Source organism: Maritimibacter sp. UBA3975, from assembly GCF_002384975.1.
In the GTDB taxonomy this organism is placed as follows: domain Bacteria; phylum Pseudomonadota; class Alphaproteobacteria; order Rhodobacterales; family Rhodobacteraceae; genus Maritimibacter.
In genome coordinates this window covers 25,683-37,876 of the sequence record NZ_DGCP01000018.1, presented here as the reverse complement: position 1 = coordinate 37,876, position 12,194 = coordinate 25,683, and the positions used below count along the sequence as shown (strand labels likewise).

General features: G+C 65.3%; 15 protein-coding genes. 7 read left to right on the top strand and 8 right to left on the bottom strand.

What is annotated here, in order from left to right:
* Positions 1-21: 21 nt before the first annotated feature.
* Positions 22-414 (bottom strand): nuclear transport factor 2 family protein, encoded by a 393-nt coding sequence (locus B2585_RS19950; RefSeq protein ID WP_292025741.1) that lies wholly within the window; start codon positions 412-414, stop codon positions 22-24.
* 97 nt (positions 415-511) lie between these two features.
* Between B2585_RS19950 and B2585_RS19945 the strand changes: the two genes are divergently transcribed.
* From B2585_RS19945 to B2585_RS19925, 5 genes are read left to right on the top strand one after another with little or no spacing between them, the layout of a single operon-like run.
* Complete coding sequence (locus B2585_RS19945) at positions 512-1,327, top strand: sugar phosphate isomerase/epimerase family protein (RefSeq protein WP_292025739.1); 816 nt, start codon at positions 512-514, stop codon at positions 1,325-1,327.
* Complete coding sequence (locus tag B2585_RS19940; protein ID WP_292025737.1) at positions 1,324-1,989, top strand: EthD domain-containing protein; 666 nt, start codon at positions 1,324-1,326, stop codon at positions 1,987-1,989. The genes B2585_RS19945 and B2585_RS19940 overlap by 4 nt, the downstream gene beginning before the upstream one ends.
* A complete protein-coding gene (locus B2585_RS19935) occupies positions 1,986-2,396 on the top strand; it encodes a hypothetical protein (RefSeq protein ID WP_292025735.1) in 411 nt (136 codons plus the stop codon). The genes B2585_RS19940 and B2585_RS19935 overlap by 4 nt, the downstream gene beginning before the upstream one ends.
* A complete protein-coding gene (locus tag B2585_RS19930) occupies positions 2,393-2,749 on the top strand; it encodes a MaoC/PaaZ C-terminal domain-containing protein (RefSeq protein WP_292025734.1) in 357 nt (118 codons plus the stop codon). The genes B2585_RS19935 and B2585_RS19930 overlap by 4 nt, the downstream gene beginning before the upstream one ends.
* Positions 2,746-4,230, top strand: coding sequence for a class I adenylate-forming enzyme family protein (locus tag B2585_RS19925; protein ID WP_292025732.1), 1,485 nt, complete (start codon positions 2,746-2,748; stop codon positions 4,228-4,230). The genes B2585_RS19930 and B2585_RS19925 overlap by 4 nt, the downstream gene beginning before the upstream one ends.
* A gap of 12 nt (positions 4,231-4,242) precedes the next feature.
* On the opposite strand, the gene B2585_RS19920 is transcribed toward B2585_RS19925, so the two are convergent.
* The 6 genes from B2585_RS19920 to B2585_RS19895 form a co-directional block, all read right to left on the bottom strand.
* A complete protein-coding gene (locus tag B2585_RS19920) occupies positions 4,243-5,043 on the bottom strand; it encodes a sugar phosphate isomerase/epimerase family protein (protein ID WP_292025729.1) in 801 nt (266 codons plus the stop codon).
* A complete protein-coding gene (locus B2585_RS19915; protein ID WP_292025727.1) occupies positions 5,040-5,747 on the bottom strand; it encodes an ABC transporter ATP-binding protein in 708 nt (235 codons plus the stop codon). The genes B2585_RS19920 and B2585_RS19915 overlap by 4 nt, the downstream gene beginning before the upstream one ends.
* A gap of 1 nt (position 5,748) precedes the next feature.
* Positions 5,749-6,513, bottom strand: a complete 765-nt coding sequence (locus B2585_RS19910) for an ABC transporter ATP-binding protein (RefSeq protein ID WP_292025725.1) — start codon at positions 6,511-6,513, stop codon at positions 5,749-5,751.
* Positions 6,494-7,396: a branched-chain amino acid ABC transporter permease gene (locus B2585_RS19905; RefSeq protein WP_292025723.1), complete on the bottom strand. Its 903-nt coding sequence runs from the start codon at positions 7,394-7,396 to the stop codon at positions 6,494-6,496. The genes B2585_RS19910 and B2585_RS19905 overlap by 20 nt, the downstream gene beginning before the upstream one ends.
* Positions 7,393-8,283, bottom strand: a complete 891-nt coding sequence (locus B2585_RS19900) for a branched-chain amino acid ABC transporter permease (protein WP_292025722.1) — start codon at positions 8,281-8,283, stop codon at positions 7,393-7,395. Before B2585_RS19900 ends, B2585_RS19905 begins: the two co-directional genes overlap by 4 nt.
* A gap of 81 nt (positions 8,284-8,364) precedes the next feature.
* Entirely contained in the window at positions 8,365-9,507 is a 1,143-nt protein-coding gene (locus B2585_RS19895; RefSeq protein ID WP_292025720.1) for an ABC transporter substrate-binding protein, read from the bottom strand.
* A gap of 312 nt (positions 9,508-9,819) precedes the next feature.
* Here B2585_RS19895 and B2585_RS19890 point away from each other — a divergent pair, with 312 nt between their 5' ends.
* Complete coding sequence (locus B2585_RS19890) at positions 9,820-11,448, top strand: class I adenylate-forming enzyme family protein (RefSeq protein ID WP_292025718.1); 1,629 nt, start codon at positions 9,820-9,822, stop codon at positions 11,446-11,448.
* Positions 11,445-11,831: a nuclear transport factor 2 family protein gene (locus B2585_RS19885; protein ID WP_292025716.1), complete on the top strand. Its 387-nt coding sequence runs from the start codon at positions 11,445-11,447 to the stop codon at positions 11,829-11,831. The genes B2585_RS19890 and B2585_RS19885 overlap by 4 nt, the downstream gene beginning before the upstream one ends.
* On the opposite strand, the gene B2585_RS19880 is transcribed toward B2585_RS19885, so the two are convergent.
* Positions 11,828-12,145, bottom strand: a complete 318-nt coding sequence (locus tag B2585_RS19880) for a 2Fe-2S iron-sulfur cluster-binding protein (RefSeq protein WP_292025714.1) — start codon at positions 12,143-12,145, stop codon at positions 11,828-11,830. The two genes, B2585_RS19885 and B2585_RS19880, sit on opposite strands and share 4 nt — an antisense overlap.
* Positions 12,146-12,194: the final 49 nt, after the last annotated feature.

The window sequence follows — 12,194 nt, the reverse complement described above, 5'->3', positions numbered from 1 at the left end:
GTGCCCTGTCCGGCCTTGCGCTCATCGGGCCTCGCGCACCCGGAACGCGCGGTGCGCAAAGCGCCATGTGCCGCCCTCGTAGCGAAACAGGTCGTCATATTCCCCGAACTGGGTGCGCGCCTCGCCCCCGGTCGTCGTCAGATACTCGACGGTATAGACCCGCGCCGTCGCCGCATCGCCCGACACCTCGACCCGCCCGAGGTGGGAAAAGAAATGCACGGCGGCATAGCCCGCCATCGCCGTTTCCCATGCCGACAGGATCGCGGGCGCGCCTGCAATCTCGCGGTCCCGGATCGACCAGAGCGCATCCTGCGTCCAGCAGTCGATCCACGCCGCCCCGTCGCGCCGGTTCACCGCGTCGCCATAGGCCGCGATGCGTTCGAGAATGGCGAGCTTGGCTGTCGTGTCGTCCATGTCGTGACCTTTCCTGTGCGCATGTCGCGGGCGACCGTATGCGAGAAACCCCTGGCGAGTATACCCGTGAACCCGCCCCGAAAAAGGACCATCCCGCATGGATCGCCTGTCCCTCCACCCGCTGACCGCGCTCCGCTCGACCACGTCCGAGTTCCTGGACATCGCCGGGCGGCTCGCCTGCCCGACCGTGTCGTTCTTCGTCCATGCCGGGCGCAGCGCCTGCCCCCATGTCGAAACGCTGGCCGAGGCGCGTGACCTCAAACGGCAGGCCGAGGCGCTTGGCATCCGCATTTGCAGCCTCGACGTTTTCTCCATCGGCCCCGACGGCCTGCCCGACAGCTTTGCCCATGCGCTTGACCGGGGCGCGGCGCTTGGCGGCGAACGGGTGACGGTGACGGTGGGCGACCCGGACCTTGCCCGCGCCCGCGCCGCTCTCGACACGTTCTGCGGCATGGCGGGCGAGCGTGACCTTGCCGTGCATGTCGAATTTCACGCCTTCGGCACGCTGAATACGCTGGCGGATGTGCGCGATTTCCTCGCCCTGGCCCCGACGGACGCGACGATCAGCGCCGACGCGCTGCATTTCTACCGCAACGAGGTTGGGCTGGATTCGCTCCTCTCCGGCGACACCGGCCCCATCGGTCACGCCCAGATCTGCGACGGGCCGCTCACCCGGCCGCGCGACGAATGGCTGGAGGAGGCGGTGACGGATCGCCGCCTGCCCGGTGAAGGCGACTTCGACCTCGTCACCTTCCTGCGCGCCCTGCCCCGCGACGTGATCATCGACATCGAGGCGCCGACGCTGGCCCATCCCGGTGCCTCGGACGAAGAGCTGTGCCAGCGCGCCCTCACCGGCGCCCGCGCCCTCATGGCCCGCGCCTTTGACGACAGCGCGCAGGGGGCGACGACATGAGCGAGGCGAAACCCAACAAGCGCGTCACCCTGATCGAAAAGCGCAGCGACATGTCGGACAAGGCGTTCCACGCACACTGGTCCGGCCCCCATGCCGAGATCGCGCGCGACCTGCCCGGCCTCGTCTGGTACATCCAGAACCACGTTCAATCCGTGCTCTGGCCCGCGGGCCATGTGCCGACCCATCTGGGTATCGCCGAGATCGCCTTTCGCGACCCGCGTGACATTTTCGACCGGATCGACAAGTGGGAGCGGGTCGGGGAGCTGCGCGAGGACGAGGGCCGGTTCCTGTCCACCCGCTACGGCTGCTGGACCCGCGCGCGCGGCACGGCCGTCATGCCCGCGCAACGGCGGATCGTGGTGCAGATCGGGCGACCGGACCCCGACAGGGCCGAGGCGGTCGGCCATCAGGTCGCCGAACTGGCCGCGCGGATCGACACGCACCTGCCCTGCCACGTCGAGGAGTGCATCGGGGAGTCGCCAGATGCGCTCACCGACCCGCCCGGCTGGTTCCTGTTCGTCGAACTGCCCGTCGCCGGGGACATCGCGGATCAGCTCACCGCCGACCTCGACCAGCTTCAGGGCCTTGGCGTCAGCGCGGTCGCCCACCTCGTCCATGCCGAGGCGAAGCGCCTGCCCATCGACCTCAGCCTGACCCCATGACGACCGAGCCTTTGCCCCCCGGCGAGTTCCACCTGACGCCCGAACGTGACGACCGCGTACGCCAGATGTCCGGCGCACCCGCCCGCCTGGGCGCCCGAGCGCATCCGATCTTCGCTTTCGTCGGAGCGCTCGGCGGCCTGCCCATGCCGATCAAGGCGCTGAGCGAGTCCCTCGGCCTTGCCTTCGATCAGGGGCCGGTGCTGGCGGGTTGCGTCATCGACCTGACCCGCCCGCTCGAGGTCGGGCGGCGCTACACGGTGGCGGGCCGCGTCGAGGGGATCACGCGCAAGCCGAGCCGCCGCTTCGGTCACGCCGATCACCTGCACCTCGCCATCGCGCTTGGCGATGGTGCGCCGTTCACCGAGATACGGCTTCACATCATCTTTCCGGCAGCGGAGGCCCCATGACCAAGTTTCCCGACACGCCCTTCGGCCCCATCTCCGGCGACGACATGGCCGCGTGGTGCGCGCTTCTGTCCGACGACAACCAGATCCACCTGTCGCGTGAGGCCGCGGAGGCCGCAGGCTTCGGCCCCAACCGCGTGAACCCCGGCCCCGCCAACCTCGCCTATCTGCTGAGTGCCGCGATGGAGGCGGACCCGGAGGCCAACGTCACCCGGATCGAAGCGCGGTTTCTGGGTAACGTGCTGGAGGACGACGACCTCACGGCCCGGAGCGACGGCGACACCGCCACGCTCACCCGCGCGGGCGAGGCTACGCCGGTCCTCACCGCCACCTTCCGCTTCGGAGACGACACATGAGTGACCCCATCGCACAGGCTGCGGCCACCACCGTCTATCCCCTGATCTCCATGCGCGCGCGCACCACGCCCGATGCGCTGGCGCTTACCGATGGCACCACCGACCTGACGTTTCGCGAAATGCTCGACCGGGTGGACCGTTGCGCCGCCGCGCTGGCCGCGCAGGGTCTGACACGCGGTGACCGGGTCGTCGTGATCTCGGAAAACCGGATCGAATACACGCTGCTCGAACTCGCGGGCGCGAAACTGGGCCTGATGACCGCCTGCCAGAACACCCGGCTCGCGACCCCGGAACTGGCCTATTGCGCCGGGCTGGTGGAGCCTTCGCTCATCGTCGCCTCGCCCCGCTATATCGACACGGCGCGCGAGATTGCCGGGGGCGTGCCTGTCACCGGGTTCGACACCCTGTCGGCGGAGGGCGAGACGACCTGCGCCGCCCAGCCCGAGGACGGGCTGTTCATCATCTACACCTCCGGCACCACGGGCCGGCCCAAGGCCGCCGTCATCAGCCACCGCGCCCAGCTTGCCCGGATGAGCGCGATGCGCCTAGACCTCGGCATCCTGCCCGGTGACGGCTATATCTCATGGGCGCCGATGTATCACATCGGGGGGACCGAGCACCTTGTGACCGCGCTGTTGTCCGGTGCGCCGGGCTATGTCGTGGACGGGTTCGACGCGGACCGGATCATCGACGCGCTGGAGCGGTTCCCGGTCGGCTGGCTCATGCTGGTGCCCGCCACGATCGAGCCGCTGATCGACCGGCTCAAGACCCGCAAGCCTGCGATCAAGGGCGTGCGCGCCGTGGGCTGCATGGCCGACCTCGTCCCGTCCGACGAGATTGCCGAGATCACGGCGCTGGTGGATGCCCCCTACCTCGATTCCTTCGGGGCGACCGAGACGGGGATGGGGCCACTGTCGGGCAACCTGATCCCCGCTGGCACGCGACCCACGACATTCCCCAAGCGTCTGACCATGCTGACCGAACTGCGCCTGTGCGACGCCACGGGCCGCGACGTGCCCGACGGTGAACCCGGCGAAGCCTGGGTGCGCGGGCCGACGGTGTTCTCTGGCTACTGGAACAACGCCGAGGTGAACGCCAAGGATTTCGCCGACGGCTGGTTCCACATGGGCGACATGTTCCGGCGCGATCCCGAGGGCTACATCTTCGTCGGCCGCTCCAAGTATCTGATCAAGTCGGGGGGTGAGAACATTTACCCCGCCGAGATCGAGCGCGTCCTGCTCTCGGACCCGCGCGTGGCCGACGCCATCGTCGTGCGCAAGGCAGACGACAAATGGGGTGAGGTGCCGGTGGCCGTGATCGTGCGCGCCTCCGACATGAGCGAGGAGGACGTGACCACGCTCTGCCGCGCCCAGCTTGCCGGATACAAACGGCCCAAGGGCGTGCTGTTCGTGGGGATGGACGACCTGCCGCGGTCCGTCAGCGGCAAGATCCTGCGCGAAGAGGTCGAGAAACTGGTGTAGCGGCGCGGTCGCTCAGCCGGGTTCGACAAGCGCGCGGCTCGCATCGACAAGCCGTTGCGCGCGCTCGACCGGCCCCACGCCCGCTTTCGCCAGCCGCTTCATCGGCACTTCCATGTCGATGGGCGTGTTCGGCGGAAGGGCCGCAAGGAAATCGGCAAGCGGAAACGCCCCCTCGCCCGGTATCCCGCGATCCTCGACCGCCTCGCCGAACGGGCTTTTAGGGGCCTCCATCGGCCCGTCGCAAATCTGCGCGGCCCCGATCAGGCCGGGGTCGGTGGCGACAAGGTCGGCGACCGTGCCCCCGGTGCGAAACAGGTGGAGCGGATCGACCAGCAGGCTCAGGTTGTCATGGCCGATGTCCAGCAACAGCCCCTCGCCCGCCCCGATGGAACGACATTCGGAGAACTTCATGAACTCGATGCTTACGGCGATGCCCCGCGCGGCGGCGGCATCGGCCAGCGCGCCAAGACCATCCGAGGCCCGGCCCCGGTCACTGTCCTGCACCAGGGCGGTGAGGCGCGTCGCCCCGATCTCGGCCCCGAGGTCGAGCGCTGCTGAGAAATCCACAACCTTCGTCTCCGGCCCGATCGAAAACACCTCGACATTGTGGACACCAACGCCCGAGTCGCTGCACGCGGTGCGGAACGCGGCGACGTCTTCGCGGGTCACACGCGGAAAGATGTCGAGATCGGGCGACGGCGGGGTGACGAACACTGACACGGTATCCACGCCGACCGCCCGCGCCACGGCCGGAAGATCGACCGGCTTCACGTCGCGCAGGCTCAGTTGATGCAGGGCGAGACGGGTCATCATGCGCCCAGGTAGCTGTCGATGACGGCCTTGTTGCCGGCCAGCTCGGAACTCGCGCCCTCGAACGAAATCTGACCCCGGTCGAGCACATAGGCCCGGCTCGTCGCCTCAAGCGCCCGGTGCGCGTTCTGTTCGACGAGAAGCACGGTCAGCCCCTCGGCGTTCAGCTTTTTCAGCGCGTCGAACACCTGATCGGTGATGAGCGGCGACAGGCCCAGCGACGGCTCGTCGAGCAACAACAGGTGCGGCCCGCCCATCAGCGCGCGCCCGATGGCGAGCATCTGCTGCTGACCGCCCGACAGGGTGCCCGAGATCTGGTCGCGGCGCTCTTCGAGCACCGGAAACAGCTCATACACATGGTCGAGCGAATAGATCGTCTTGCGTTTGCCGCGCGCGATGAGGCCGACCTGGAGGTTCTCGTAAACGCTCATGTCCGACAGAACCTGCCGCCCCTCGGGCACATGCAACAGCCCCGACCGCGACACCGCGTAGGGCGACATGCCCCTGGTGTCGGTGCCCTCGAAAATGACCTCGCCCGACTTGCGCTTGACCACGTTGGACAGCGCATTGAGCAGCGTCGATTTCCCCGCGCCGTTGGAACCGATGAGCGCGACCATCTCGCCCTCTTCGACACGCAGCGACACACCGCGCAGCGCCTTTACGCCGCCATAGGAAACATGCAGATCGTTGATCGTGAGTGTGGTCATGTCAGTGCCCCGATGTTCCGATATAGGCCGCAATGACCTGTGGGTCGCTGGTGACGGTCTCCGGGCTGCCCGAGGCGATCATGCGACCGCTGTCGAGCACATAGACCTGTTTGCACAGGCGGGTGACGAAGCCGACGTTATGTTCGATCAGCAACAGAGCCATGCCACTTTCGGCAAGCTCGCGGAAGATGGTTGCAAGCTCGTCGCTCTCGACATCGTTCATGCCCGCCACCGGCTCGTCAAGCAGGACGATGTCCGGCTCGGCGGCGATGGCGCGCATCATCTCGACCCGGCGCTGGTGGCCATAGGCAAGGTTGCCCGCCTCGTATTCCGCGTAATCCTCCATGCGGAAACGCCGCAGCAGATCCCACGCCTTCTCCTCGAACCGCTGGGTGTCGCGGCGTGCGGAGGGAAGGCCCAGAAGCTGGCTCAGGATCGACGCTTCTTCGCGCCGGTGAAACCCGATCAGCACGTTTTCCAGAACCGTGGCCTCGGGCAGAAGCCGGATGTTCTGGAACGTGCGCGCCACGCCCTTGCGCGCCACCACGTCGGCCCGGTCGGTGGCAAGGCTCACGCCATCCACCGTGATGTCGCCCTCGGTCAGGGCCAGCACGCCGGAGATCATGTTGACCACCGTCGACTTGCCCGCGCCGTTGGGTCCGATCAGCCCCGTGATCTCACCCGGACGCACCTCCATCGTCACCTCGTCGACCGCCTTCAGACCGCCGAAGTGCTTGGCCACGTTATCAAGATGTAGAGACGGCATCGCGGGCCTCCTTTTCGCTGGCGCGCTTCTGCTGTTGCCGCGCCTGTTTGCGGCGGCGGAACCAGAACACGATCTCGTCGCCCACGCCGTTGGGCAGGAAGGTGATGACGAGGATCAGGATGACCCCGTTCACGGCCTGCCGGTTCTCGGCCAGAGGCCGGGCGATCTCGGGCAGCAGCGCCATGATGAGCGCCCCCATGATCGGGCCAAGCAGCGTGGTGCGCCCGCCAAGGATCACGACCGTCAGGATGTTGACGATAAAGGCGAAGCCATAGTTATGCGGCTCGATCTGGAAGGTGTAGAGGCTCTGAAGCCCGCCGAACAGACCACCGAGCGCACCCGACAGGATGAACGCGATGATGTGGTACTTGCCGATGTTCACACCCAGCGACGAGGCCACGCTTTCCTCTTGCCGGAGCGCGTTGAACACGCGCCCCATGCCGGAACGGCCGATGTTCCACAGGACGTACATGGTGACCGCCACGACGGCGAGAAGGATCCATGTATTCACCTCTCGCGGGATGCCCACGATGCCAAGCGCACCGCCGGTGAACCCCTCGCCATAAAGCAGAAGCGACAGGATGATCTGCACGAAGGCCAGTGTCGCGATTGCCTGGAACGCGCCGCGCAGACGGGCCAGCGGCAGGGCCAGAACGCCCCCGACGGCAGCGGCCAGCGCGGTGCCCAGGATCACGGTCAGGAAGATCGGGATGCCGGTCTTGGTGGCAAGGATCGCCACACAGTAAGACCCGAGGGCCGCAAAGCCTGCCGTCGCGATCGAGAAGACCCCGGCCCGCAGCGCGATCTGCTGGCTGTAGCCGAACCCGACCGACAACAGGAAGAAGTCGATGATGGGCTGGTAGGCAAGGTAGAACTGCATCATTGGCGGGTACCCCCTGCGACGGCATTGATGTCACCGAACAACCCGTTCGGTCGCACCAGAAGCACGAGGAACAGCAATCCGAAGATGATGGCGTCCGTCAGACCCGAGGGCAGATAGGCGACGGTTAGCGATTGCGCCACGCCCAGCATGAGCGACGCGATGATCGCGCCTTGCACGCTGCCCAGACCGCCGATCACGACGACCACGAAGGCGCGCAGCATATATGGCTCGCCCATCAGGAACTGGATCGAGTTGAACAAAAGCCCGATGAGAACGCCCGCCAGCCCGGCCAGCGCCCCGGCGATGAAGAAGGTCTGAAGGTAAACGCTCTGCGCGTTCACACCCAACAGGGCCGCCGCGCGCTCGTTCGTTGCGACGGCGCGCACCTGCCGCCCGAAAGTGGTCTTTTTCAGGTAGAAGATCAGGGCCGCCACCAGCACCGCGACGGTCGCGAGGATCACGATCTGCAACAGCGAGATGCGCAGGCCGAAGATGTCGTAGAACTGGATCGGGAACGTCCCGAACGGAAAGTTGAGAACCTGCGTGTTCGACACCTGCTGCGCGATGGACACGAGGATCAGGTCGACGCCGATGGACGACACGAGCGCCGGAAACTCGGCATTGCCGCGCTTGCGCAGGGTACGGAAGGCGATGAGGTCGATCAGGATCGCGATCAGGCCCGTGGCCAGCATCGAAAAGCCGATGGCCATGACGAAGGGCAGCCCGCTGATCGTGCAGTAGTACGCGATGAACGCGCCCGCCATGAACGTCGCGCCATGCGCGAAGTTGAGGAGTTTCTGAACCCCGAAGATCAGGGTGAAACCCAGTGAGAAGAGCGCGTAGACCGACCCGGAGACCAGCCCGTTCAGGATTTGCTGTGTTAGCATGCCATCCACCTGTTGTGGGGAGCCTGTCCCCGATAGACGAATAAGGGGCGGCGGCGGACCGCCACCCCTTTGGGACAGGGTTTACTCAGGCGCGACGGTGAATTCACCGTCTTTGACCTGAAGAACCTTCATGCCGAAGAAGGGCACGCGCTCTTCGTCCAGGGTGTAGGTATGCGTTCCGACGACGACCGGAACGTCCTTCTGCTCGCCAAGCGCATCACGCACACCTTCGCGGGTGGCATTGCCGGCTTCGGCGGCGTCACGGATCGCATGTGCCACGACCTGCATCCCGGAATAGCCCATCGCGTTCCATTCATCGGCCGGGAAGCCCATCTTCTCTTCGAAGTTTTCCGCGAAGGCCGACGAGAATTCGTTGTCGCCACCCGGCACCCAGGCACCGATCAGGTAGACGCCTTCGACAGCCGCTCCGCCCTTCTCGATGAAGGTCGGCGACGCGAACGCGTTGTGACCGAGGATGGCGGTATCGGGGTCGAGCCCGGCCTGTTTGAGTTGGAGGATGATGTTGGCCCCCTGCGCGGCCGGCGTGCCGACGAAGACGCAGTCCTGATCCGACGAGGCGACCTTGGTGGCCAGCGCCGAGAAGTCGCTGTCGGCCAGCGCCACACCGTCGTTCGACACGATCTCGACACCCGCTTCGGTGATGAGGTCTTCATACATCCGTTGAAGCGCGACATAGGCTTCGTTGTCCTTCACGCCGATGACGGCGCAGGTTTCGACGCCCAGCGTTTCGGCGGTGTAATCCGCGATGAAGGGCATCGTGATGCTGGCGGGCTGGGTCATGATGAACGACCACGGGCCGTTTTCCAGCACTTCCATCGAGTTCGTCGTGGTCATGACCGGGAATTCCCGCTCGTTCGCCACGTTAGCCCCCGCAAGCGCGACCGAACCCGAGGTCGGGCCCATCACCATCAGCGTCGCCGGATCGGCGGCGAGGCGCGTGATCAGCGACAGCGTCTGGGTGCGGTCGGTCGCGTCATCCTCGACGGAGAAGACCAGCTTGTTGCCCTCGCCGAAGAACCCCTGTTCGTTCAGCTCTTCGGCGGCCAGAACGGCCCCGTCGGCCACGTTCTTGCCGATAAAGGCCGCGCCGCCCGTGAGCGACTGAAGAATCACGGCCTTGTAGTCTTCTGCATGCGCAGAAGCGCCTGCGAGCATCATGGCGGCAGCACTGGTTGCCGTGAGCATAAGTGATTGCGTTTTCATAGTTTCCTCCCATTGAGTGGCCGGGCTTTGCATCCGTTTTCTGTCCGGATCGGGTCTGTGGCCTCACCCCGTTGCGTAATTTGTATGGTGGACTTGTTCATAAATATACAAGACAATCAATGAAATTCTGATCCTAAGCCGGGCAATCGGGGCCGTGCAGACAGGACAAACCAAGAGGATCAGAGGGAAAACAAGCCGACACGACGCTGTTTCAAAGGGGTTCTGCGCAATTTCCCCTTGTATACGGAGCGAGTGTTTTCCATACTCAATACTCTGAGGGAGGCCAAAATGGCGACGACGGGAGGAACACGCATGCTCGATTTCAAGGCATTCACGGCCATCACGACGATCGGGGATCTGCTGCTGCGCACCGCCTCTGTCTATCCGGACAAGGACGGGATCGTTTTCCCTGACCGCAGATTGACCTTTGCCGAGCTTGAGCGCAACGCGATGGACCGCGCCCGCGGCCTGCGCGCGCTGGGTGTGGAGCCGGGCGACCATGTGGGGATGCTCCTGCCCTCCTGCATCGAAGCGGTCGAGACCTTCTTCGCCATCGCGCTGATCGGCGCGGTGTCGGTCCCGATCAACGCCCGCTACCGCAGCGCCGAGCTTGGCTTCGTCGTCGAGAACGCCGACCTGACCGCCATCGTCACGCAGGGCAAGGTGGCCGAAGGGCTCGACTTCATCGCGCGGCTGAACGAGGCGTTCCCCTCATTGGCCGGCCAGCCCGCCGACGCGGCCCTCGACCTTGCCGAGGCCCCGCTGCTCAAGCGCGTGATCCTCACCGGCAATGATACGGCCCCCGGCTTCACCTCCGACGCGGCCTTCCGCGCGGCCGTGGGCGACGTCACCGACGAAGACATCCACGTCATCCGCAACCGGGTCCGCGTCAGCGACACCGCGCTTATGCTTTATACCTCCGGCACCACCTCGCACCCCAAGGGCTGCATGATCGCGCATGAAAGCCTGATCCGCACCGGGCAGGCGATGGCGAAACGCTATGACATGACCGAGGCCGACGTGTTCTGGTCGCCGCTGCCGATGTATCACATCGGGGCGATGTTCCCGCTCTGCGCCGCCTATTCGGTCGGCTCCACCTATCTTTCGATGCAGTATTTCGACGCAGGCGTCGCGCTGGAAATGATCCAGACGGAAAAGGCCACCGTCACCTATCCGAGCTTCGGCACCTTCATCGGCGACATGATCTATCACGACGATTTCGAGAAGCGCGACCTGTCGTCGATCCGCATCATGAACTCCAACATGGCGATGCAGCCGGCGAGTTTCGCCAAGGCCATTCAGGAAAAGATCCCGAACGCGATCCAGGTCGGCACCTTCGGGATGACCGAAACCTCGGGCACCGTGACCACCAGCTTTCCGACCGACAGCTACGAGGAACGCACCCGCCGCCTCGGCAAGCCCTTCGACGGGCTGGAGGTCAAGATCGTGCATCCCGAAACCGGCCCCTGCGGCACCGACGAGATCGGCGAGATCTGCGTGCGCGGCTTCTCGATCTTCACCGAATACTACAAGGACCCGGAAAAGACCGCCGAAGCCAAGCGTGACGGCTGGTTCCACACCGGCGACCTTGGCGCTTTCGATGCGGGCGGCACGCTCATGTTCCACGGGCGGCTGAAAGACATGCTCAAGGTCGGCGGCGAAAACGTCGCGGCGCAGGAGATCGAGGCGATGGTGACGGGCCACGAGGCCGTCAAACTCTGTCAGGTCGTCGGCAAGCCCGACCCCCGCCTGCAAGAAGTGCCCGTCGCCTTTGTCGAACTCATCCCCGGCAGCAAAGTCGAGCCGGACGAGATCATCGCCTTCTGCAAAGGCAAGATTTCCAGCTTCAAGATCCCGCGCGAGGTCCGGTTCATCACCGAATGGCCGATGTCGTCGTCCAAGATCCAGAAGTTCAAACTGAAGGAGATGCTGGAGCAATGAGTGCCACGCGCGAAGAGGCGATCCGCCTGATCCAGGAAACCTATTACAACGGCATCGACGCGGGCGACATGGCGCGCGCCGCGTCCGCCCTGGCCGAGGATGTGGACTGGTCCCATGCCCAGGTCTGGGCGCATCACGGCTTTGCCCGCGCGGAACCGTCGGGGTTCACGAGCCGGGCCGAGGTCGAAGATTTCCTGTCGGCCCGTGTCGATCAACTGGCCGAGGCCAAAATCCGGCACCGGATCGACACCCTCGTCTACGAGGACGGCAAAGGCGCGTTTCTCGGGTTGGTCGAGGGGCCGGGCGGGGAAACCAAGCCCTTCTTCGTGTGGTTCGAAATCGAGGACGGCAAGATCAGCCGGTACACGTTGCGCCCGATTTAATCCTCGGGCGCCAGCGTCACCTTGATCCCGTCGAGGTCATCCGACATCTCGATCTGGCACGACAGGCGCGAGTTCTCCTGGTAGTGTTCGGAAAATTCCACCAGCTCGAACTCGTCCGGCGATTGCTCTCCGGTCTTGCCCAGCCAGTCCTTGTCGACATAGACATGACAGGTGGCGCAGGAACACATCCCGCCGCAGATCGACGCGATGTCGAGCCCGCCGTTGTCGCGCAGGTTGAGCATCAAGGACAGGCCGTTCTCGGCGTCGATGACTTTTTCCGACCCGTCGCGGTCGACGGCGTTGATCTTGGGCATGGGGTCCTCCGTGTTTCGGATGACAATATTGTATCCAAATGACGCGGTC

Bases quoted from the DNA above. Each gene is read 5' to 3' on its own strand.
- B2585_RS19950 (WP_292025741.1), bottom strand. From the start codon at position 414: ATGGACGACACGACAGCCAAGCTCGCCATTCTCGAACGCATCGCGGCC.
- B2585_RS19945 (WP_292025739.1), top strand. From the start codon at position 512: ATGGATCGCCTGTCCCTCCACCCGCTGACCGCGCTCCGCTCGACCACG.
- B2585_RS19940 (WP_292025737.1), top strand. From the start codon at position 1,324: ATGAGCGAGGCGAAACCCAACAAGCGCGTCACCCTGATCGAAAAGCGC.
- B2585_RS19935 (WP_292025735.1), top strand. From the start codon at position 1,986: ATGACGACCGAGCCTTTGCCCCCCGGCGAGTTCCACCTGACGCCCGAA.
- B2585_RS19930 (WP_292025734.1), top strand. From the start codon at position 2,393: ATGACCAAGTTTCCCGACACGCCCTTCGGCCCCATCTCCGGCGACGAC.
- B2585_RS19925 (WP_292025732.1), top strand. From the start codon at position 2,746: ATGAGTGACCCCATCGCACAGGCTGCGGCCACCACCGTCTATCCCCTG.
- B2585_RS19920 (WP_292025729.1), bottom strand. From the start codon at position 5,043: ATGATGACCCGTCTCGCCCTGCATCAACTGAGCCTGCGCGACGTGAAG.
- B2585_RS19915 (WP_292025727.1), bottom strand. From the start codon at position 5,747: ATGACCACACTCACGATCAACGATCTGCATGTTTCCTATGGCGGCGTA.
- B2585_RS19910 (WP_292025725.1), bottom strand. From the start codon at position 6,513: ATGCCGTCTCTACATCTTGATAACGTGGCCAAGCACTTCGGCGGTCTG.
- B2585_RS19905 (WP_292025723.1), bottom strand. From the start codon at position 7,396: ATGATGCAGTTCTACCTTGCCTACCAGCCCATCATCGACTTCTTCCTG.
- B2585_RS19900 (WP_292025722.1), bottom strand. From the start codon at position 8,283: ATGCTAACACAGCAAATCCTGAACGGGCTGGTCTCCGGGTCGGTCTAC.
- B2585_RS19895 (WP_292025720.1), bottom strand. From the start codon at position 9,507: ATGAAAACGCAATCACTTATGCTCACGGCAACCAGTGCTGCCGCCATG.
- B2585_RS19890 (WP_292025718.1), top strand. From the start codon at position 9,820: ATGCTCGATTTCAAGGCATTCACGGCCATCACGACGATCGGGGATCTG.
- B2585_RS19885 (WP_292025716.1), top strand. From the start codon at position 11,445: ATGAGTGCCACGCGCGAAGAGGCGATCCGCCTGATCCAGGAAACCTAT.
- B2585_RS19880 (WP_292025714.1), bottom strand. From the start codon at position 12,145: ATGCCCAAGATCAACGCCGTCGACCGCGACGGGTCGGAAAAAGTCATC.